The following is a 21,067-nucleotide window of genomic DNA, read 5'->3' on the forward strand; positions in this document are numbered from 1 at the left end:
CTACAGCACGATAGGCTGCAGCACCAGCGGCCCTTGCACCAGCACCTGGCTGCGGTAGATCAGCTTGCTGCCCCAGTACAGCTCCAGGAAGTACGGCTCCCTGCGCACCGGGATGGCCGTCCAGCCGAAGCGGCCGTAGTTGTCGGTGCGCGAAGGCGTGCTGCGCCCGAGCCGCTCGTGCACCAGGTACGAAGTGCAGCCCGGCACCGGGCCGCTGCTGCGCGAGAGCAGCTGGCCGTGCACCGGCACCGTCGCGTCGCGCGGGGCTTGCGCGCGCGCCGCCGGCCACGCAGCGGCGGCCAGCGCCGCCAGCAGGGTGCGCCGACCGATCATTGCGCGACCCCGAAACTTTCCACCGGCGGCACCGGGAAGGGCAAGGTGGCGATGCGCTTTTCGAGCTCGCTTTCCTTCACCTTGCGCCGCAGTTCCAGCGTGCCGAGCCTGGCGATGCGGCGGCCGTCGGCGCCGATGCGGATCGACTTGGTGAAAGGCTCGTAGCCGGGCGCGTTGATCACCAGCACCACCACCGACAGGTCGGGATAGACACGGCCGTTGATGTGGCCGCCGGTGCTGGCCGGCAGTTCCCAGTTGGCCGGCCGCACCACGATGTTGGGGGCTTCGTCGATGCCCTTGATCTCGCCCTCGAACTCGATCGGCACCAGCTCGGGCGGCTTGAGGAAGCCGAGCGACAGCGTGATGAACAGCAGCCCGACCAGGAAGAAGGCGATGCCCGGCACCTGGGTGTTGATGCGGAACTGCTTCTTCCACTCGATGGTGATCGCGTCGGCCTTGGGCGTGGCGGCCATGGTGAGCGCGCCCTTGGCCACCAGCCAGATGCCGCCGAGCACCATCGAAATGCCGGCAAAGGCGCCGAGGAGCGCGACGATCTCGAAGGCGGTCATGGCACACCTCCCCTCCAGGAAGACGGTAGCGCCAGCTTAAGGACGGGCGTGGCGCCCGTCCAGCCTCCTAATGAGGAGTTACACCCAGTCCTCGCCGCGCATCTCGCGCACCAGCCAGGCGCAGTAGATCGGCGCGGCCACCAGTCCGGGAACGCCGAACGCCGCTTCCAGCACCAGCATCGATGCCAGCATGGCGTAGGTCGGCACGTTGGTGCGGCCGCCGACGATGCGCGCGTTGAGGAAGTACTCCAGCTTGTGGACCACGATCAGGAAGCCCAGCGACGCGATCCCCAGCCAGACCGACACCGTCAGCGCGGCCAGCGTGATGGCGGTGTTCGACACCAGGTTGCCGATGATGGGCACCAGGCTGCCGAAGAAGGTGAGCGCCACCAGCGTGGGCGCCAGCGGCACCCGGTAGCCGAGCGCCGGCAGCAGCACCAGCAGGTACAGCGCGGTCAGCGCGGCATTGATGGCCGAGATGCGCAGCTGGGCCGCGAACACGTCGGCGAAGGCCGTGGCCAGTTGCCGCAGCCGCGACTGCGCCAGCTGCACCAGCGGCCGGCTCGGCTCCTGCGAGTTGCGGCGGCCGGCCGGCGCGGTGGCCGCCATCAGGCCGATCGCCAGGCCGATGATGATGTGCACCAGCACCTTGAGCGCCTCGCCGCTCCAGCGCGGCACCTCGTGGGCGTGGGCGCGCAGCCAGTCGCTCACGGCATGCTGCACGGCGTCGGCCGACTCGGGCAGGCGCGCGACGATCCAGCCGGGCGCCGTGGCCCGGATCTGGTCCAGCGTGTCGGCCAGCAGCTGCAGCAGGCGCGGCAGGCCGCCGGACGAGACGTTGAACAGCAGCTCGAAGCCGGCCAGCACCGCCAGCGCGAAGGCCGTGACGCCGGTGGCCAGCAAGGCCCAGCGCAGGGCGCGCGTCTTCCAGGAGCCCCCGGCCGGGTCGGTGTACTTGCGCACGGCCCGGTAGAGGACGAAGCCGGCCAGCCCGGCGAACAGGGCCGACAGCAGGTGCAGCCACAGGATCGCCAGCAGGGCGAGGCCGCAGACGAGGATGCTGCGCACGCGCAGCCGCTCGGTCAGCAGCGCGGCCGTGGTGGAGGAAAGCTCGGTGGGAAAGGGGGACTTCACCGGGCGGATTGTGCCCGGCAGCCCCGCAGTCGGGGGCCGCTACTTCGCCTTGGGCCGCCCGTACTTCGCGATCAGGCTCGCCTTGCCGATGGCGTTGGCATTGATCATGAATCCGGCCAGCGCGGCCGTGGCATCGGCCGGGATGTCGAGCTTGTCCGTCTTGAGCGCATGCACGGTGAAGACGTAGCGGTGCGGCTTGTCGCCCGGCGGCGGACACATGCCGCCCCAGGCCGCCGTGCCGTAGTCGATCCGGACCTGCCTGGCGCCGGCGGGCAGGTTGGCGTTGCTGGCGTTGCCCGCGTCGGGCTTCAGCTCCATCACCGTCGCCGGGATGTTGATCACCGACCAGTGCCACCAGCCGGAGCCGGTGGGCGCATCGGGGTCGTAGACCGTGACGGCGAAGCTCTTCGTGTCCTTGGGCGCGCCGCTCCACTTGAGCGCGGGCGACTTGTTCTCGCCGCCGCAGCCGAACACGTTCGCCTCGAATTTCTTGTCGATCACGCCGCCCGCCTTGATGTCGGGGCTTTCGAGCTTGAAGGCGGCGGCGGGGAGTGCGGCTGCCAGCAGTGCGGCGCCGAACACGATGCGGAACATGGGGGCCTCCTGGCGTTGTGGGAGGCGATGATGCACCCGGGCTCGGCGCGACGCAACGCGCCGGTGCGGCTACTCCGAGCTCAGGTGCTTCCCAACGATGCCCGCCAGCTCGAACATCGTCACCTGCGGCTTGCCGAACACCGGCGCCAGCTTGGCATCGGCGTTGATCGAGCGCTTGTCCTTGGCATCCTGCAGGCCGTTGGCCTTGATGTAGTCCCAGATGCGCTTGATGACCTCGGTGCGCGCGATCGGCTCGCTGCCCACCACGGCGGCCAGTGCCGCGCTCGGCTTGAGGCCGGCGCCCGTCTTGCGCGGCGTGGCCGGCTTCTTCGCCGCGGCTTTCTTGGCCGGCGCGGCCTTCTTCACGGCCGGCGCCTTCTTGGCGGCCGTCTTCACCGCCGCCTTGGCTGCCTTGGCGGTGGCCTTGTAGGGCGTGGACGGCTCCTTCGCCGTCTTGCCGGCGGCGCCCGGCCGCGGCGGGAACTTGGACTTGCGCGGCTCGAACTCGAAGTTCACCTTGCCCGCTTCGGCATCCCAGGCCAGGAAGGCCTTGAAGGCACGGCGCGTGCGCATGGACACGAACTTGTCCAGCAGGTCCGTCTTGCCCGTGGCCAGCAATTTGGCCATCTGCTCGCGCTCCACCGGCTGCTGCAGGATGATCTTGCCGCTTCGGAAGTCGCAGGTGGGCGTGGGATGGTCGTGGGTGGGCACGGCGCGCTCGCAGACGTAGTTGCTGCCCCACTCGAACACCTTGTGGCCGCACTTCGGACAGGGGCCCAGCGGCTCCTGCGCCGAGAAGTCGACGATCTCGCCGGTCTCGGCGTTCTTGTCCTCGCCGAAGTCGAACTCCAGTTTCCAGTTCTTCTCTTCCTCGTCGTAGGCGAGCGCCAGTTCGGCGGTGAAGGGCCAGCCGGCCTTGGAGCGGAAGCCCTGCAGCGGGCCGATGCGCTTGTTGGTCAGGAATTCCTCGACCTCGGCCAGCTCGAAGGCACGGCCGGCGGGGATCTTGGTGAAGGAGAAGCCGCAGGGCTGCTGGCCCGGCTTGCCCACGCAGTTGTAGCGGCGGTAGGTCTCCTGCACCACGCCGCCGCAGTTGGGGCACGGCGCCTTCAGCGTCGCATAGTCGCCCGGCACCGTGTCGCGGTCGTACTCCTTGGCCTTCATGACGATGCGCTTCGTCATGTCGGCGATCTCGTGCATGAACTGCTCGCGCGAGAGCTTGCCGTGCTCCATCTGCGCCAGCTTGTATTCCCATTCGCCGGTCAGTTCGGGCTTGCTCAGTTCCTCCACGCCCAGGCCGCGCAGCAGCGTCATCAGCTGGAACGCCTTGGCGGTGGGGATCAGCTCGCGGCCTTCGCGCAGCATGTACTTCTCGTTGATCAGGCCTTCGATGGTGGCCGCCCGCGTGGCTGGCGTGCCCAGGCCCTTCTCCTGCATGGCCTCGCGCAGTTCGTCGTCTTCCACGAACTTGCCGGCGCCTTCCATCGCGCCCAGCAGCGTCGCTTCGCTGTAGCGCGCCGGCGGCCGCGTTTTGAGGCCCTTGGCCTCCGCGGTCTCGGTGCGCACCATCTCGCCCGGCTTCACGGGCACCAGGTTCTGGCCCTTGTCGCCTTCCTTCGCGTCCTCCACCTGGTCGGCCGCTTCCTTGCCGTAGATGGCCAGCCAGCCCGGCTTGACCAGCACCTTGCCCTCGGTCTTGAAGTGGTGGCCGACGGCCTGGCTGATGCGGGTGGTGACCAGGTACTCGGCGCTCGGGAAGAACACCGCCAGGAAGCGCCGCACCACCAGGTCGTACAGCTTCTGTTCGGCATCCGACAGGCCGCTCGGCGCCTGCAGGGTGGGGATGATGGCGAAGTGGTCCGAGACCTTGGTGTCGTCGAAGACCCGCTTGGTCGGCTTGACGTACTGCTCCTTGATCGCCTGTTCGGCAAACGGCGCCAGGTGCTTCATGCCGCTGTCGGCCAGCATGCCCATGGTGTCGTGCACGACCTTCAGGTAGTCCTGCGGCAGGTGGCGCGAGTCGGTTCGCGGGTAGGTCAGGGCCTTGTGCCGCTCGTACAGCGACTGCGCCAGCGCCAGCGTGGTCTTGGCCGAATAGCCGAAGCGGCCGTTGGCCTCGCGCTGCAAGGAGGTCAGGTCGAACAGGCCGGGCGCAGCCTGAGTGGTCGGCTTGGATTCCTCGGTGACGGTCGCCGCCTTGCCACGAACGGCATCGGCGATGGCGCGCGCTTCCTTCTCGCTCCAGACCCGGTCGGCCTTTTTCTCGGCGTCCTCGGGGTCCTTCTTCCACTTGGGGTCGAACCACTTGCCGGGGTATTCGCCGGCCTCGGCCAGGAAGCTGCCGTGGATTTCCCAGTAGTCGCGGCTGATGAACTTGCGGATCTGCTCCTCGCGCTCGACCACGATCGCGAGCGTGGGCGTCTGCACCCGGCCGACGGTGGTGAGGAAGAAGCCGCCGTCGCGCGAATTGAAGGCGGTCATGGCGCGGGTGCCGTTGATACCCACCAGCCAGTCGGCCTCGGACCGCGAGCGGGCGGCGTGGGCCAGGCCCTGCATCTGCTTGTCGCTGCGCAGCTTGTCGAAGCCGTCGCGGATGGCCTGCGGCGTCATCGACTGCAGCCACAGGCGGCGCACGGGCTTGCCGAGGCCTCCCTTGGCGCCGCCCGCGAACTGCTCGATCAGGCGGAAGATCAGCTCGCCCTCGCGGCCCGCGTCGCAGGCGTTCACCAGCTCAGTGATGTCCTTGCGCTTGGCCAGCTTGACCACCGCGTTCAGGCGCGACTTGGTCTTGTCGACCGGCTTCAGGTCGAAGAAGGGCGGGATCACCGGCAGGTGGGCGAAGCTCCACTTGCCGCGCTTGACGTCGAATTCCTCCGGCGCGTGGATCTCCACCAGGTGGCCGACGGCGCTGGTGACGACGTACTTTTCACTCTCGAAGTACTCGTCGTGCTTGTCGAACTTGCCGGCCACGGGGGTCAGCGCCCGGACGATGTCCTGGGCGACGGAAGGCTTCTCGGCGATGACTAATGTTTTGCTCACGGGGCACGAACCTCAAGTGTTCTTACAATCGACGCTTCTCGCGTGCGCGCACGCGCGCGTACGTGTACGAAACCAAGTTAACAGAAATTTCGCCGATGCCCGCTCCAGCAGTTCCCAAGACCAACCGCAGAATTCAAGTCCGCAAGTCCGGCGTCCACGGCAAGGGGGTCTTCGCCCTGCAGGACATCCCCGAGGGCGAGACCCTGATCGAGTACATCGGCGAAATCATCACCTGGAAGGAAGCCCAGCGGCGGCATCCCTGGAACCCGGAAGACCCGAACCATACCTTCTACTTCCACGTGGACGACGGCCGGGTGATCGACGCCGCCGTGGGCGGCAACGCGGCGCGCTGGATCAACCACAGCTGCAACCCGAACTGCGAGGCCGACGAGGAAGAGGGCCGGGTCTTCATCAAGAGCCTGCGCAACATCAAGGCCGGCGAGGAACTCAACTACGACTACGGCCTGATCATCGACGAGCCTTATACGAAGAAGCTCAAGGCCGAGTACCCCTGCTGGTGCGGCAGCAAGAACTGCCGCGGCACCCTGCTGGCGCCCAAGCGCCGCCGCTGAAGGCCATGATCCGGTGGCCGGCGGAGGCGGTGTGGGAGGCGGTGGCGCCCCTGCTGCCAGGCTTTACGGTCGAAGTCCTGCCCGAGATCGACTCCAGCAACACCGAGCTGATGCGCCGCGCCCGCGCCGGCCGCAACGAGCCGGTGCTGCTGGTGGCCGAACGCCAGACCGCCGGCCGCGGCCGCCTGGGCCGGGCCTGGCATGGCGAGCCCGGCGATTCCCTGACCTTCTCGCTGGGCTTGCCGCTGGCGCCGCCGGACTGGGCCGGCCTGTCGCTGGCGGTGGGGGTGAGCGTGGCCGAGAGCCTGCATCCGCGCACCCGCCTCAAGTGGCCCAACGACCTGTGGGTCGACGACCGCAAGCTGGCCGGCATCCTCATCGAAACCGCCAGTTTCGGCGGCGGCGGGCCGGCGCGCCAGGCGGTGATCGGCATCGGCGTGAACATCGCGCCGCCGCTGGGAAGCCTGTCGACGCCGGCGATCTCGCTGCAGGAGCTGGAGGCCGGCCTCGACGCCGGCGCCGCCCTGCTGCGCATCGCCGAGCCGCTGGTGCGGAACCTGCAGCTCTTCGAGCAGCACGGCTTCGCGCCCTTCCAGGCCCGCTTCCAGGCGCGCGATGCCTTGCGCGACCGGGCGGTGACCTTGAGCGACGGCACCGCGGGCACGGCCCACGGGGTGACGGAGGACGGCAGCCTGCTGGTGCATACTGCGGCCGGCATGCAGGCCATCAGCAGCTCCGAGGTGAGCGTGCGGCCCGCCTCCTCCTGAACCCCGATGCTGCGCCTGATCGTCCTGCTCCTGCTGCTGGCCAATGGTGGCTACTACGCCTGGTCCCAGGGCTACCTGCTGGCCTGGGGCGCCGGGCCGGTGCAGCAATCCGAGCCCCAGCGCCTGTCGCAGCAGATCAAGCCCGAAGCGATCCGCGTGCTCAAGGCCGACGACCTCAAGCGCGCGGAGACCGCGGCCGCCCAGGCGCCGCGGCCGCCCGAATGCCTGGCGAGCACGGCCCTGGACGATGCGACCGTGACGGCGCTGCGCCAGGTGCTGGATAGCTGGCCGGCCGGCAGCTGGAATTTCGAGCCGCTGGTGGAGCCGGCGCGCTGGATCGTCTACATGGGCAAATATGCCGGCGTCGAGCAGGTGGCGCGCAAGCGGGCCGAGCTGCGGCAGCTGGGGGTGTCCTTCGAGGCGCCCGCCAATCCGGAGCTGGAACCGGGCCTGTCGCTGGGCGGCTTCACCAGCGAGGCCGCCGCCAACCAGGGCCTGGCGGCGCTGGGCGACCGCGGCGTGCACACGGCGCGCGTCGTGCAGGAGCGGCCCGAGCAGCGTGGCCAGCGCCTGGTGCTCTCCGCCGTCGACGACAGCCTGCGGCCCCGCCTCGACGAACTGAAGGCGCCGCTCAATTCCCGCGCGTTGCGGGCCTGCCGCTGAAATCCGAGGAGACCCCCATGAAGCTGTATTTCGCGCCCGGCGCCTGCTCCTTCGTTCCGCACACGCTGCTGGAAACGATAGGCGCGCCCTTCGAGCCGGTGATGGTCAAGCTGCACAAGGGCGAGCAGCAGCAGGAGCCCTTCAAGTCCATCAACCCGCGCGGCCAGGTGCCGGTGCTGGTCGACGGCGACCAGGTGATCACGCAGATCCTCGCGATCGTGACCTACCTGGACGCGAAGCATCCGGAGCAAGGGTTCCTGCCGAAGGACCCGGCGGCCCGGGCGAAGACGCTGGAAACCCTGGCGTGGATGAACAACAGCGTGCATCCGACCTTCACGCACTTCTTCATGCCCTTCAAGTTCACCGATTCGCCCGAGGGGCAGGCGGCGATCAAGGCCCATGCGGCCAAGGTGTATCCCGGCCTGCTGGCGGAGATCGAGGCGATGGCGCAGGCCGCCGCCGACAAGGGCCAGGCCTTCCTGGGCGGCGAGCGCTTCGGCCCGCTCGATGCCTATGCGCTGGTGCTGCTGCGCTGGGGCGGCTTCGCGCACGTCGATCCGACGCAGTTCAAGGCGCTGTGGGCGCACGTGCAGAAGGTGGCGCAGCTGCCGGCCGTGCAGCGCGCGATCGAGCGCGAACGCCTCGAGCTGAACCTGTACAAGCCTAGCTGAGCGCCGAGGCGAAGCGGACGCTGACGCGCGTGCCGGGCGGGTTGTGGCCCGGGCGCGCATCCTCGATCGTGATCTCCGCCTGGTGCTGGTGCGCGATCTCGCGCACGATGGGCAGGCCGAGCCCCGAACCGTCCACGTTGGTGTCGATGCTGCGGTAAAAGGGCTGGAACACCAGTTCGCGCTCCGATTCCGGAATGCCCGGCCCGGTGTCCTCCACCTGCAGCACCAGGACCTTGCCGAAGGGATCGGCCAGCACGCGCGCCGTGATCACGCCGGGCTGCTGCGCGCTCGAAGGCGTGTAGGCCACCGCGTTATCGAGCAGGTTGCGGATCATTTCCTTCAGCAGCGTCGGGTTGCCTTCCAGCTGCACGCCGCGGCTGCCGGGCTGGGCGCCGTCGTAGCCCAGGTCGACGTGTTTTTCCATCGCGCGCGGCACGGTGTCGCGCACTGCCTCCACCGCCAGCGCTGCCAGGTCGCAGCGCTGGCGAACCATCGCCTTGCCGCTGGTTTCGGCGCGCGCAAGCGCCAGCAGCTGGTTCACCGTGTGCGTCGCGCGGACGCTGGAGCGGCCGATCTGCTTGAGCGAGCGCTTCAACTCCTCGGCGTTGAACTGCTCGCGCTGCGCCAGGTCGGCCTGCATGCGCAGGCCCGCGAGCGGCGTTTTCAGCTGGTGCGCCGCGTCGGCGAGGAAGCGCTTCTGCGTCGCGATGGACCCCTTCAGGCGCGTCAGCAGGTCGTTCACCGAGGACACCAGCGGCGCCACCTCCAGCGGCACGACCTTTTCGTCGAGCGGGCTCAGGTCGTCGGGCTTGCGGGCGCGGATGCGCTCCTCCAGCTCCGACAGCGGCTTGATGCCGCGCACCAGCGCCAGCCACACCAGCAGCACCGCCAGCGGCAGGATCACCAGCTGCGGCAGCATCACGCCCTTGATGATCTCGGTGGCCAGCACGGAGCGCTTCTCGCGCGTCTCGGCCACCTGCACCAGCACGGGCGCCGCGTTGGGCACCTGCACCCAGGTGTAGGCCACGCGCACGTCGAGGCCGCGCATCTCGGCGTCGCGCAGGCGCGTCTCGCCCGGCGCCGGACGCTCGTCCTCGGGCGGCTGCGGGAAGTCGCGTTCGCCGGAGAGCAGTTCGCTGCGCGGGCCCAGCACCTGGTAGTAGACCTGGTCGGAATCGTCGGCGCGCAGGATCTCGCGCGCCGGCTGCGGCAGGTTGAAGCTCGCGCGCTGCGCCTGCACCGAGACCAGCTGCGCAAGCGCCTGCACGTTGTATTCGAGCGCGCGGTCGAAGGGCTTGCCGGCGATGCTCTGCGCCACCAGCCAGGTGAGCGCCAGGCTCACCGGCCACAGCAGCAGCAGGGGCGTGAGCATCCAGTCGAGGATTTCCCCGAACAGCGAGCGTTGCTCACGCTGGAAGATCTTCAAGGAATCTTTTCCAGGCAGTAGCCCAGGCCGCGCACGGTGGCGATGCGGATCGGGCCCTTCTCGATCTTCTTGCGCAGGCGGTGGATGTAGACCTCGATGGCGTTGTTGCTCACCTCCTCGCCCCACTCGCACAGGCGCTCGACGAGCTGGTCCTTGCTCACCAGGCGGCCGGCACGCTGCAGCAGCACCTCGAGCAGGCCCAGCTCGCGCGCCGACAGTTCGACCATCTTGCCGTCGATGGTGGCGACGCGGCCGGCCTGGTCGTAGACCAGCGGGCCGTGCTTGATCGTGTTGCTGGTGACACCCATGCCGCGCCGCGTCAGCGCCCGCACGCGCGCTTCGAGCTCCGACAGCGCGAAGGGCTTGGCCATGTAGTCGTCGGCGCCCAGGTCGAGGCCCTTCACGCGCTCCTCGATCGCGTCGGCGGCGGTGAGGATCAGCACCGGCATGGTGGAGCCGCGGCCGCGCAGCTTGCGCAGCACCTCCAGGCCGTGCATCTTCGGCAGGCCGAGGTCGAGGATCAGCAGGTCGAACTCGTTGTTCGTCATCAGCGCCGCGTCGGCTTCGCTGCCGCTGGCGACGTGGTCCGCAGCGGCGCCCGAGGCGCGCAGGCTGCGCAGCAGCCCGTCGGCCAGCACCTGGTCGTCTTCCGCGATGAGGATGCGCATGCTTGTCTCCTTGGCCCCTGCTGCGAACTTTCCCCGAGTGTAGGGTGGGTTCGCGACAGCGACTCCACCATTCACGCGTTGCCGCCGGCGTAGGCCTCGAGGCCGATCGCGACGACCGTTGCCACGTCCTGCCCCACTTCCGCCCGGAACTCGCTTTCCGCCTGCGCCACCGCGTCCTTGAAGGCCTGCAGCCAGGCGAGGCCGGTGGGCGTGAACTGCACCAGCCGCGCCCGGGCGTCGCGCGGATCCGGCGTGCGCGTCACCAGGCCCCAGGCCTCGCACTGGTCGACCAGGTCGCCCATGGCCTGCTTGCTCATGCCGGCACGCTCGGCGAGGTCGGTCAATCGCGTGCCCTGCAGCTCCAGGTGGCGCGTGATGTGGACGTGGGCCGCGCTCACCTGCGCGCGGGCGGCCAGGTTCGACAGCGCCAGCGGCACGTCGATGTTGTGCGCCATGAGGTCCAGCACGCGGGCGTCGAAGCGGCGCATGGCGTGGCCCAGGAGCCGGCCGAAATGCGTGAGGCGCCAGCCGTCGTCGTGAAGTGCCATAGGTCACAGATCGTAAGGCAAACTGACCAAAAAACCTGTTGTCCTCGCGGCACCTCGTTCGTTACATTACTGGGCATGCATCCAGCCTGTTGATCGAAACAGTGGATGCCCCGAACACAACCCATTGATTCACAAGGAGAAACTGATGGACGCTCAAGTCAAGGGCAGCAAGGTCGCCCCCGCCGACACCGAGAAGGCCAAGGCCCTGCAGGCCGCGCTGGCCCAGATCGAGAAGCAGTTCGGCAAGGGCACCATCATGCGGCTGGGCGAAGGCGAGGTGATCGAGGACATCCAGGTGGTCTCCACCGGCTCCCTCGGCCTCGACATCGCGCTGGGCGTCGGCGGCCTGCCGCGCGGCCGCGTCATCGAAATCTACGGCCCGGAATCGTCGGGCAAGACCACCCTCACCCTGCAGGTCATCGCCGAGATGCAGCGCCTGAACGGCACCTGCGCCTTCGTAGACGCCGAACACGCGCTGGACATCCAGTACGCGCAGAAGCTGGGCGTCACGGTGTCCGACCTGCTGATCTCGCAGCCGGACACCGGCGAGCAGGCGCTGGAAATCGTCGACAGCCTGGTGCGCTCCGGCGCGGTCGACCTGATCGTCATCGACTCGGTCGCGGCCCTGGTGCCCAAGGCCGAAATCGAAGGCGAGATGGGCGACTCGCTGCCCGGCCTGCAGGCCCGCCTGATGTCGCAGGCGCTGCGCAAGCTGACCGCCACGATCAAGAAGACCAACTGCACGGTCATCTTCATCAACCAGATCCGCATGAAGATCGGCGTGATGTTCGGCAGCCCCGAAACCACCACCGGCGGCAACGCGCTCAAGTTCTACGCCTCGGTCCGCCTGGACATCCGCCGTACCGGCACCATCAAGAAGGGCGAAGAGGCGATCGGCAACGAGACCAAGGTCAAGGTCGTGAAGAACAAGGTGGCGCCCCCGTTCAAGACGGCGGAATTCGACATCCTGTTCGGCGAGGGCATCAGCCGCGAAGGCGAGATCATCGACATGGGCGTCACCGCCCAGGTGCTGGAGAAGTCGGGCGCCTGGTACGCCTACAACGGCGAGAAGATCGGCCAGGGCCGCGACAACTGCCGCGAGTTCCTGCGCGAGAACCCCGACCTGGCGCGCGAGATCGAGAACAAGGTGCGCGACTCGCTCGGCATCCCGCTGCTGCCCACGGACGCCGCCGCCGGGGAATAAGGCACCTTGGCATTCGGCCAGCTCTCCCTCAAGGGCCGGGCCTTGCGCCTGCTGGCCGGCCGCGAGTATTCGCGGCAGGAGCTCGAACGCAAGCTGGCGCAGCACGAACCGGAGCCGGGCCAGCTGAAGCAGGCGCTGGACGAGCTGCAGGCCAAGGGCTTCATCGACGAACAGCGGGTGGTGGATTCCGTGGTCCATCGCCGCGCCCCGCGCCTGGGCGCCGGCCGCATCCGGCAGGAACTGCAGGCCAAGGGGCTGGATGCCGAAGCCGTGGCGGCCGCGGTCGCCGGCCTGCAGGCCACCGAAGCGGAGCGGGCGCGCGAAGTCTGGCTGCGCAAGTTCGGCACGCCGCCGGCCGACGCCGCGCAGCGAGCCAAACAGATGCGCTTCCTGCTGGCGCGAGGCTTCGGCGCCGAGGTGGTGAGCCGGCTGCTGCGCGGGATCGACGCCTAGGAGCCCAGGCTCCTGGCCTCCTCGGCCGGTCAGGTAGAGTTGGCGCTTTCAGCCATCGCCGCCCCTCCATGCTCCAATGGTTCGCCACCGCCAAGTCCGTCGCCTTCGGGAAGGACCTCGCAGCCTTCGTGCTGCGCGAGCTGGCAGCTTCCACGGTCAAGAACGAGACCAAGTTTTCGGCGAAGGCCGAGAAGGTCCTCATTCGCGCCGACCAGCGCGTGCGCGACTTCGCGGCCACTGAGCGCATGAACGTCTACAAGCGCTCCAAGCTGGCCAATGCCTTCCTCTGGGCCCTGAAGGATGCCGGCTGCCCGCCGGACTACGCGCAGCAACTCACCGAGTGGCTGAGCTACCGGCTGTAGGGCCAGCATGCTCCGCGGCCTGTTCGACCGGCTCTCCGGCGCCCGCGGAAAGTCCGCTGCCGGTGCCAGCGTGGCGCCGGCTGCGGCGCCGCTGCCGTCCGCGACGAACCCCCCGACCGATTGGAAAGCCCTGGGGAACGCGGCGCTGGGCGCCGGCCAGCTCGAAGAGGCCGGCCGCTGCTACTCGCAAGGCGTGCTGGCGCAGCCGGACGACGCCGCGCTGCGCCTGAACCTGGGCTTCGTGCTCTTGCAGCAAGGCAAGTTCGCCGATGCGGCCGAAAGCCTGCGCCAATCCCTTTCACTCCAGCGGCCGGGCGATGGCCTGGCGCACGATGCCTGGTACGTCCTGGGTTGCGCGCAGGAGGGCCTGGGCCGCACCGGCGAGGCGCTGGCCAGCTTCGAAGCGGCCCTCCAGGACCGTCCCGGATCGGTGCAAGCGCTGGAAGGCGCCATCCGCGCCGCGAATCAGCTGGGGCGCCCGGCCGAGGCTGCGACCCATGCGGAGCGACTGGCCGCCCTGCTGCCTGCCAACCCCGGTGCGGTTTTCCTGCATTACGAGGCGCTCACCCGCCTCGGGCGCTGGCCCGAGGCGCTGACGCAGGCCGAGCGGGTGCTGGCGCTCACCGGGCCGGATGCGCGGGCGCTGGCCAACGTTGCCTTCGTGCTGGAGAAGCTGGACCGCCTCGACGAGGCCTTGTCGGTGGTGGACCAGGCCCTGCAGCTGGATCCGGACAATCGCGGCGCACTCGTCAACCGGGTGGCCGTGCTGATGGAGCTGGCGCGCATCCCGGAGGCGCGCGCCGCGGCGCAGGATGCGCTGCGCCTGCATCCCGAAGACGCCAACCTGCACTGGAACGTGAGCCTGTCGCACCTGATGCTCGGCGAATTCCGCGAGGGCTGGGCGGAGCACGAGTGGCGCTTTCGCAGCGATGCGGTCCAGGCCTCGGTCGAGGAGTTCGACGAGCCGCGCTGGCGCGGCGAGCGCCTGGCCGGCCGCACCATCCTCGTCTACGGCGAGCAGGGCTTCGGCGACAACATCCAGTTCGTCCGCTACGTGCCCGAGCTGGCCAAGCTCGCCCACAGCGTGCTGCTGCAGGTGCCGGAGCCGCTCGAGCCGCTGGTGGGGGCGCTGGCGCCCAATTGCAGGCTGCTGCGCGCGGGCGAGCTGATGCCGGCCTTCGATGTGCACTGCTCCCTCATGAGCCTGCCGGCCCTGATGGCGACCACGCTCGAGACGATCCCGGCGGCGGTGCCTTACCTGCACGCCGATCCCGCTGCGGTGCAGGCCTGGCGCGACCGCCTGGGCAGCGGCCAGCTCAATGTGGGCATCGCCTGGTCGGGCAATCCGACCCAGGCCAACGACCGCAGGCGCTCGATGGCCCTGGCGACGTTCCGCGCCCTTGCCGTGGATGGCTGCCGTTTCGTGACGCTAAAGCCGGACCTGCGCGCGGAGGACCGGGCGGCTCTGGCCGATTGGCCGGGCCTGGTCGACCACGGCCGCGAGCTCCGCGATTTCGCCGACACCGCCGCCCTGGTCGCGGCGCTCGACCTGGTGATCAGCGTGGATACCAGCGCGGCGCACCTGGCCGGCGCGCTGGGGCGGCCGGTGTGGATCCTGCTCGTGCACGTGCCCGACTGGCGCTGGCTGCGCGACCGCGAGGATTCGCCCTGGTATCCGACGGCGCGCCTGTTCCGGCAGGACGCCACCCGGCAATGGGGCCCCGTGCTGGAGCGCGTGCGCAGCGAACTCGCCGGGCTGGCGGCGCGCTAGCGCGGCCGGCCCTACACCCCCAGCATCAGCTTCAGGTTCTGGACGGCAGCGCCGCTGGCGCCCTTGCCCAGGTTGTCCAGGCGCGCGACCAGTACCGCATGCGCGTAGTCCATGTTGTGGAAGACGCGCAGCTCCATCTTGTTGGTGTCGTTCAGCGCCAGCGGATCCAGCTTGCCATCGGCGGTCGGCGCTTCCACCGTCACCCATTCGCTGCCCGCGTAATGGCGGCGCAGCGCTTCTTCCAGGTCCTGCGGCGTCGGCTTGCCGGGCAGGGTGTTCAGGTGCAGCGGCAATTGCACCAGCATGCCCTGCTTGAAGTTGCCCACCGAGGGCACGAAGATCGGCCGGCGCACCATGCCGGTGTACTTCATGATCTCGGGCAGGTGCTTGTGCTTCAGGCCCAGGGCATAGAGTTCGTACGCGGGCGCGGAGCCGCTTTCGTACGCTTCGATCATGCTGCGGCCGCCGCCCGAGTAGCCGCTCACCGAGGGCAGCACGACGGGATAGTCGGTGGGCAGCACGCCGGCGTCGACCAGGGGACGCAGCAGCGCGATCGCGCCGGTGGCATAGCAGCCCGGGTTGCTCACGCGGTCGGCGCCCGCGATGGCCTCGCGCTGGCCGGCCGACAGCTCCGGGAAGCCGAACACCCAGCCCTCGGCCGTGCGGTGCGCGGTGGAGGCGTCGATGATGCGCGGCTTCCTGCCGCCGCCCTTGCCGATCTCCTCGATCATCGCGGCCGACTCGCGCGCGGCGTCGTCGTGCAGGCAGAAGATCACCAGGTCCACGCCCGCCATCAGCTCGCGCTTGGCCGCCGGGTCCTTGCGCTTCTCGGGCGCGATGCTCACGAGTTCGATCTGCGGCATCTTCGCCAGCCGCTCGCGGATCTGCAGGCCGGTGGTACCGGCCTCGCCATCGATGAAGACCTTGGGCATGTGGGTTGTTTCCTGTGGCAACTGCTTATGGTTACTCTAAGCCAGTGCCATGAATTGGTGCATTGCACCATGATACAGTTCAATGCTGCCTCGCGTAGCCCGGCCGCACCGTCGCGGCGCCTCGCCGCCCAGGCTTCCCCCCAGACATCCCGAGAGAAACCTCATGAAGATCCACGAGTACCAAGGCAAGGAGATCTTGCGCAACTTCGGCGTGCCCGTGCCGCGCGGCATCCCGGCCTTCACCGTGCAGGAGGCCGTGGAAGCGGCCCAGAAGCTGGGCGGCCCGGTCTGGGTGGTCAAGGCGCAGATCCACGCGGGCGGCCGCGGCAAGGGCGGCGGCGTCAAGGTGGCCAAGTCGGTCGACGACGTCAAGAAGCTGGCCGGCGACATCCTCGGCATGCAGCTGAAGACGCACCAGACCGGCCCCGAGGGCCAGAAGGTCCGCCGCCTCTACATCGAGGACGGCGCCGACATCCAGAAGGAGTACTACCTGTCCGTGGTCACCGACCGCGCGACCCAGAAGGTGGCCTTCATCGCCTCCAGCGAAGGCGGCATGGACATCGAGGAAGTGGCGCACGCCACGCCCGAGAAGATCATCACCGTCTTCGTCGATCCGCTCACCGGACTGACGCAGGCGCAGGGCGAGGAGATCGCGCGCGGCATCGGCATGCCGGCGGACTCGCAGAAGCAGTTCATCGACATCTGCCAGAAGCTCTACAAGTGCTACATGGACACGGACGCCTCGCTGGTCGAGATCAACCCGCTGAACCGTGACAGCAAGGGCAACGTCGTCGCCCTCGACTCGAAGTTCAACTTCGACAGCAACGCGCTGTTCCGCCACCCCGAGATCGTCGCCCTGCGCGACCTCGACGAGGAAGATCCCGCGGAAATCGAAGCCAGCAAGTTCGACCTGGCCTACATCAGCCTGGACGGCAACATCGGCTGCCTGGTCAACGGCGCTGGCCTGGCCATGGCCACCATGGACACCATCAAGCTGTTCGGCGCCGAGCCGGCCAACTTCCTCGACGTGGGCGGCGGCGCCACCCCCGAGAAGGTGACCGAGGCCTTCAAGATCATGCTGAAGAACAAGAAGGTCAAGGCCATCCTGGTCAACATCTTCGGCGGCATCATGAAGTGCGACACCATCGCCACCGGGGTCATCACCGCCTGCAAGGCCGTGAACCTGAGCGTGCCGCTGGTGGTGCGCATGAAGGGCACCAACGAGGAACTGGGCAAGAAGATGCTGGCCGACAGCGGCCTGCCGATCATCAGTGCGGACACGATGGCCGAAGCAGCTCAGAAGGTTGTCGCGGCGGTCAAGGCTGCTTAAGGAACGAACATGTCGATCTACATCAACAAGGACACGCGCGTCATCACGCAGGGCATCACGGGCAAGACCGGCCAGTTCCACACCGAGAAGTGCCAGGAATACGCGAACGGCAAGAACTGCTTCGTCGCCGGCGTGAACCCCAAGAAGGCGGGCGAGTCGATCTTCAACATCCCGATCTACGCGTCGGTGAAGGAAGCCGCCAAGGAAACCGGCGCGACCGTCTCCGTGATCTACGTGCCGCCCGCGGGCGCCGCGGCCGCGATCTGGGAAGCGGTGGAAGCCGACCTGGACCTGGCGATCTGCATCACCGAAGGCATCCCGGTCAAGGACATGCTGGAAGTGCGCAACCGCATGAAGCAGAAGGAAGCCAAGGGCGGCAAGAAGACGCTGCTGCTGGGCCCCAACTGCCCCGGCCTGATCACGCCCGACGAGATCAAGATCGGCATCATGCCCGGCCACATCCACCGCAAGGGCCGCATCGGCGTGGTCTCGCGCTCCGGCACGCTGACCTATGAAGCCGTGGCCCAGCTCACCGAGATCGGCCTGGGCCAGTCCAGCGCGGTCGGCATCGGCGGCGACCCGATCAACGGGCTGAAGCACATCGACGTGATGAAGGCCTTCAACGACGATCCGGACACCGACGCCGTGATCATGATCGGCGAGATCGGCGGCCCCGACGAAGCCGACGCCGCCCGCTGGTGCAAGGACAACATGAAGAAGCCGATCGTGGGCTTCATCGCCGGCGTCACGGCGCCTCCCGGCAAGCGCATGGGCCACGCCGGCGCGCTGATCTCCGGCGGCGCCGACACCGCCGACGCCAAGCTCGCCATCATGGAAGAGTGCGGCTTCAAGGTGACGCGCAACCCGTCCGAAATGGCCAAGCTGCTGAAGGCGATGCTCTAAGCCTCGTCCCTTCCGCGAAAAGCCGGCTGCCTGCGAGGGTCGCCGGCTTTTTTCATGGCCTTCCGCTCCCTTGCGGAATTTGCAACAAAACGTAGGCCATTCATGCGAAAGTATCTTGTCGCTCCGGAAAGCCTCTGCTACCGTCAAACATAGGAGTCCTGCCCCCTTCAATGCGGTGGATCGGGAATTGGCGACGGCAGTAAGGGCTTCCCGGGTTGTTACCACCGGGCAAGGGGCGGCAAGTGAGCACATCCTCTTCTTCAAGGCGCGCGAAGTTCTGGCGCACGGACTGGTTCGTGGGTGTCCTGGTGGTGCTCGCGGTCCTGGTCCTGAACAAGGCGACCGATTTCGTGGGCACGCTGGAGCGGCGCTATTACGACTTCGCCAGCACCAGCACCTCGCGCCTGCCGTCCGACAAGATCGCGATCATCGCCATCGACGACCAGAGCGTGTCCAACATCGGCCGCTGGCCGTGGCCGCGCGACGTGCACGCGCAGCTGATCGACAAGCTCTCGGCCGCGAAAGCCAAGACCATCGTCCATACCGCTTTCTTCCTGGAGCCGCAGACGGACCCGGGCCTCGTCTACATCCGCAAGATCAAGGAAGCGCTCGGCCCGGACGCCGCCGGCAACCAGGCGGTCGCGGCGCTCATCACGCAGGCCGAGGGCGCGCTGGACACCGACGGCAAGCTGGCCGCCAGCATGGCCAAGGCCGGCAACGTCCTCACGCCTTCGGTGTTCGTCTTCGGCGAACCGCAAGGCAAGGCCGACAAGCCGCTGCCCGCGGCCGCCCTCAAGAGCGCGGTCGATGACCAGCAGGGTTTCTCGCTGGCCAGCAGCAGCACGCAGCAGCCGATCGAGGCCATCGCCAACGCCGCCGCCGGCATCGGCCACCTGAACCAGGACATCGACGTCGATGGCGCCGTGCGCTACGAGCCGATGCTGGTCAACTACTACGGCAAGGACGTGCCTTCGATGGCGCTGCTGGCGGCCGCCAAGAGCCTGAATCTTTCGCCGGCCGACATCAAGCTGAACGTGGGCGACTCGGTGCAGATCGGCAAGCTGAAGGTCAGGACCGACGACTACGCGCGCATGCTGCCCCAGTTCTACCGCGGCCGCGACGGCAAGCCCGCGTTCCAGGTCGATTCCTTCTACGACGTGCTCTCCGGCAAGATCCCGGCCGCCAAGTACGCCGACAAGATCGTGCTGGTCGGGGCCACGGCCGCCGGCGTCGGCACCCAGTTTCCGGCGCCCGGCGGCCAGAGCCTGGCGCCGGTGGAATACATCGCCCACGTGACGTCCAGCATCCTGGGCGAGCACTTCCTGGTGGCGCCGGCCTGGGGCCGCCTCGCTTCGGTCGGCGTCTACCTGCTGATGGCCGCTTTCCTGATCGCCGTGCTGCCGCGCCTGTCGGCCGGCAAGGCGGGCGCAGCCACCGGCGCGCTGTTCATCGCGCTGCTGGCCACCGAGTTCGGCCTGCTGGCCGGCGGCTCGCTGTGGATCGAGCTGGTGATGCCGGCCACGCTGCTGCTGATCGGCTACATCGCCCTCACGACCAAGCGTTTCCTCGTCACCGAAGCCGGCAAGCAGAAGTCCGACGAGGAGTCGGCCGAGACCAACCGCATGATGGGCCTGGCGCTGCAGGGGCAGGGCCAGCTCGATGCCGCCTTCGACCGCTTCCAGCGCGTGCCGATGGGCGACGAGGTGATGGCCAACATGTACAACCTGGCGCTCGACTTCGAGCGCAAGCGCCAGTTCAACAAGGCGCAGGCCGTGTACGAACACATGGCCGGCTACAACCGCAAGTACAAGGACCTCGAGTCCAAGCTCAATCGGGCCAGGAACCTGTCGGAGACCGTCATCCTCGGCGGCGGCGGCAGCCACCCGGGCGGCACCATGCTGCTCGATGGCGGCGCAGTCGAGAAGCCGATGCTGGGGCGCTACCAGGTCGAGAAGGAACTGGGCAAGGGTGCGATGGGCGTCGTCTACCTGGGCAAGGACCCGAAGATCGGCCGCGTGGTGGCGATCAAGACGATGGCGCTGTCGCAGGAGTTCGAGGGCGAGGAGCTGGCCGACGCGCGCGAGCGCTTCTTCCGCGAGGCCGAGACCGCCGGCCGCCTGCAGCACCAGAACATCGTCACCATCTTCGATGCGGGCGAGGAACACGACCTGGCCTACATCGCCATGGAGTTCCTCAAGGGCCGCGACCTCGTCGACTACTGCAAGGACGGCGCGCTGCTGCCCGTGCCGAAGGTGCTGTCCATCGTGGCGCGGGTGGCCGAGGCGCTGGCCTATGCGCACCGGCAGAACGTGGTCCACCGCGACATCAAGCCGGCCAACATCATGTACGAGCTGGAATCGGACACCGTCAAGGTCACCGACTTCGGCATCGCGCGCATCACCGACTCCAGCAAGACCAAGACCGGCCTGGTGCTGGGCACGCCGAGCTTCATGTCGCCCGAGCAGATCGCCGGCAAGAAGATCGACGGCCGCTCTGACCTCTATTCGCTGGGCGTCATGCTGTTCCAGATGCTGACCGGCGTGCTGCCCTTCCGCGGCGACTCGATGGCGGAGCTGATGTACAAGATCGCCAACGAGGAAGCGCCCGACCTGCGTGTGATCCGACCCGGCCTGCCCGAGCAGCTGGTGCAGATCGTGGCGCGGGCGCTGGCGAAGAAGCCGGAAGTTCGCTACCAGGACGGCGACCAGCTGGCGCTCGAACTGAAGGCGGTTGCCGCGTCCCTGGCCGGCGGCCCGGCGCCGGTGCGGGCGGCCACGCCCATGCCGCCGGTGCAGCCAATCGTGACCACTGCGGCCGCGGAGCGGACCCTGGCGTTCCGCCAGCCCGCGCCCGAGGACGACGCGGACAAGACCGTGGTCATGGCTTTCAACAATGCGCCCGGCGGGCAGCCGCCCATCCCGGCCACGGCTCCTTCGGGCGGCTTCCAGCCCGGAACATTCGCGGAAACGCAACCCGCATTTGCGGCGACAGTGCCCGCTTCGGCCTTGCCCGGCTATGATGCGGGCCAGAAAGAGACAGCGGCGCCGCAGTTCGACAAGACTTCCGTGGTCACCCGACCGGGGGGGAACACCCCGGACGGCGGCGGCAAGACTGGCCAGGAGCCTTGA

The 21,067-nt window shown here is 68.4% G+C and carries 20 protein-coding genes; 11 read left to right on the forward strand and 9 right to left on the reverse strand.

What is annotated here, in order from left to right; translation table 11 throughout:
* From LZ009_RS18205 to LZ009_RS18225, 5 genes are all read right to left on the reverse strand, one after another.
* Complete coding sequence (locus tag LZ009_RS18205) at positions 1–333, reverse strand: hypothetical protein (RefSeq protein ID WP_275699384.1); 333 nt, start codon at positions 331–333, stop codon at positions 1–3.
* Positions 330–902, reverse strand: coding sequence for a hypothetical protein (locus LZ009_RS18210; RefSeq protein WP_275699385.1), 573 nt, complete (start codon positions 900–902; stop codon positions 330–332). The genes LZ009_RS18205 and LZ009_RS18210 overlap by 4 nt, the downstream gene beginning before the upstream one ends.
* Positions 903–980: 78 nt before the next feature.
* Positions 981–2,036: an AI-2E family transporter gene (locus LZ009_RS18215; protein WP_275699386.1), complete on the reverse strand. Its 1,056-nt coding sequence runs from the start codon at positions 2,034–2,036 to the stop codon at positions 981–983.
* A gap of 39 nt (positions 2,037–2,075) precedes the next feature.
* Entirely contained in the window at positions 2,076–2,630 is a 555-nt protein-coding gene (locus LZ009_RS18220) for a YbhB/YbcL family Raf kinase inhibitor-like protein (protein ID WP_275699387.1), read from the reverse strand.
* A 69-nt stretch (positions 2,631–2,699) separates the two neighbouring features.
* On the reverse strand, positions 2,700–5,669 hold the full coding sequence (locus tag LZ009_RS18225) for a DNA topoisomerase III (protein WP_275699388.1): 2,970 nt from the start codon (positions 5,667–5,669) through the stop codon (positions 2,700–2,702).
* Positions 5,670–5,764: 95 nt separating this feature from the next.
* On the opposite strand from LZ009_RS18225, the gene LZ009_RS18230 reads away from it, so the two are divergent.
* The 4 genes from LZ009_RS18230 to LZ009_RS18245 are packed head-to-tail and all read left to right on the forward strand — an operon-like array spanning position 5,765 to position 8,342.
* Positions 5,765–6,241 carry an SET domain-containing protein gene (locus LZ009_RS18230; RefSeq protein WP_275699389.1) on the forward strand — a complete coding sequence of 159 codons (477 nt, stop codon included), beginning with the start codon at positions 5,765–5,767 and terminating at the stop codon, positions 6,239–6,241.
* 5 nt (positions 6,242–6,246) lie between these two features.
* Complete coding sequence (locus tag LZ009_RS18235; protein WP_275699390.1) at positions 6,247–7,008, forward strand: biotin--[acetyl-CoA-carboxylase] ligase; 762 nt, start codon at positions 6,247–6,249, stop codon at positions 7,006–7,008.
* Positions 7,009–7,014: 6 nt separating this feature from the next.
* Positions 7,015–7,671 (forward strand): SPOR domain-containing protein, encoded by a 657-nt coding sequence (locus tag LZ009_RS18240; RefSeq protein WP_275699391.1) that lies wholly within the window; start codon positions 7,015–7,017, stop codon positions 7,669–7,671.
* A 17-nt stretch (positions 7,672–7,688) separates the two neighbouring features.
* On the forward strand, positions 7,689–8,342 hold the full coding sequence (locus tag LZ009_RS18245) for a glutathione S-transferase family protein (protein WP_275699392.1): 654 nt from the start codon (positions 7,689–7,691) through the stop codon (positions 8,340–8,342).
* On the opposite strand, the gene LZ009_RS18250 is transcribed toward LZ009_RS18245, so the two are convergent.
* The 3 genes from LZ009_RS18250 to LZ009_RS18260 form a co-directional block, all read right to left on the reverse strand.
* Complete coding sequence (locus LZ009_RS18250) at positions 8,335–9,768, reverse strand: sensor histidine kinase (protein ID WP_275699393.1); 1,434 nt, start codon at positions 9,766–9,768, stop codon at positions 8,335–8,337. The two genes, LZ009_RS18245 and LZ009_RS18250, sit on opposite strands and share 8 nt — an antisense overlap.
* Positions 9,765–10,436: a response regulator gene (locus tag LZ009_RS18255; protein ID WP_275699394.1), complete on the reverse strand. Its 672-nt coding sequence runs from the start codon at positions 10,434–10,436 to the stop codon at positions 9,765–9,767. Before LZ009_RS18255 ends, LZ009_RS18250 begins: the two co-directional genes overlap by 4 nt.
* A 71-nt stretch (positions 10,437–10,507) precedes the next feature.
* Entirely contained in the window at positions 10,508–10,984 is a 477-nt protein-coding gene (locus LZ009_RS18260; RefSeq protein ID WP_275699395.1) for a MarR family winged helix-turn-helix transcriptional regulator, read from the reverse strand.
* A gap of 145 nt (positions 10,985–11,129) precedes the next feature.
* On the opposite strand from LZ009_RS18260, the gene recA reads away from it, so the two are divergent.
* The 4 genes from recA (at position 11,130) to LZ009_RS18280 (ending at position 14,774) form a co-directional block, all read left to right on the forward strand.
* Positions 11,130–12,188 carry a recombinase RecA gene (recA, locus tag LZ009_RS18265; protein ID WP_275699396.1) on the forward strand — a complete coding sequence of 353 codons (1,059 nt, stop codon included), beginning with the start codon at positions 11,130–11,132 and terminating at the stop codon, positions 12,186–12,188.
* 6 nt (positions 12,189–12,194) lie between these two features.
* Positions 12,195–12,641, forward strand: a complete 447-nt coding sequence (gene recX / locus LZ009_RS18270) for a recombination regulator RecX (RefSeq protein ID WP_275699397.1) — start codon at positions 12,195–12,197, stop codon at positions 12,639–12,641.
* Positions 12,642–12,709: 68 nt separating this feature from the next.
* A complete protein-coding gene (locus tag LZ009_RS18275; RefSeq protein ID WP_275699398.1) occupies positions 12,710–13,003 on the forward strand; it encodes a hypothetical protein in 294 nt (97 codons plus the stop codon).
* Between the two features lie 7 nt (positions 13,004–13,010).
* Complete coding sequence (locus tag LZ009_RS18280; RefSeq protein ID WP_275699399.1) at positions 13,011–14,774, forward strand: tetratricopeptide repeat protein; 1,764 nt, start codon at positions 13,011–13,013, stop codon at positions 14,772–14,774.
* Positions 14,775–14,785: 11 nt separating this feature from the next.
* Here the strand turns inward: LZ009_RS18280 and argC are convergent, their stop codons facing one another.
* Positions 14,786–15,706 (reverse strand): N-acetyl-gamma-glutamyl-phosphate reductase, encoded by a 921-nt coding sequence (gene argC, locus LZ009_RS18285; RefSeq protein WP_275699400.1) that lies wholly within the window; start codon positions 15,704–15,706, stop codon positions 14,786–14,788.
* 163 nt (positions 15,707–15,869) lie between these two features.
* On the opposite strand from argC, the gene sucC reads away from it, so the two are divergent.
* From sucC to LZ009_RS18300, 3 genes are all read left to right on the forward strand, one after another.
* On the forward strand, positions 15,870–17,036 hold the full coding sequence (sucC, locus tag LZ009_RS18290; RefSeq protein WP_275699401.1) for an ADP-forming succinate--CoA ligase subunit beta: 1,167 nt from the start codon (positions 15,870–15,872) through the stop codon (positions 17,034–17,036).
* A gap of 9 nt (positions 17,037–17,045) precedes the next feature.
* Positions 17,046–17,939, forward strand: coding sequence for a succinate--CoA ligase subunit alpha (gene sucD / locus LZ009_RS18295; protein WP_275699402.1), 894 nt, complete (start codon positions 17,046–17,048; stop codon positions 17,937–17,939).
* 242 nt (positions 17,940–18,181) lie between these two features.
* Entirely contained in the window at positions 18,182–21,067 is a 2,886-nt protein-coding gene (locus LZ009_RS18300) for a CHASE2 domain-containing serine/threonine-protein kinase (protein WP_275699403.1), read from the forward strand.

The organism is Ramlibacter paludis, assembly GCF_022012305.1.
Classification (GTDB): Bacteria; Pseudomonadota; Gammaproteobacteria; order Burkholderiales; family Burkholderiaceae_C; genus Ramlibacter; species Ramlibacter paludis.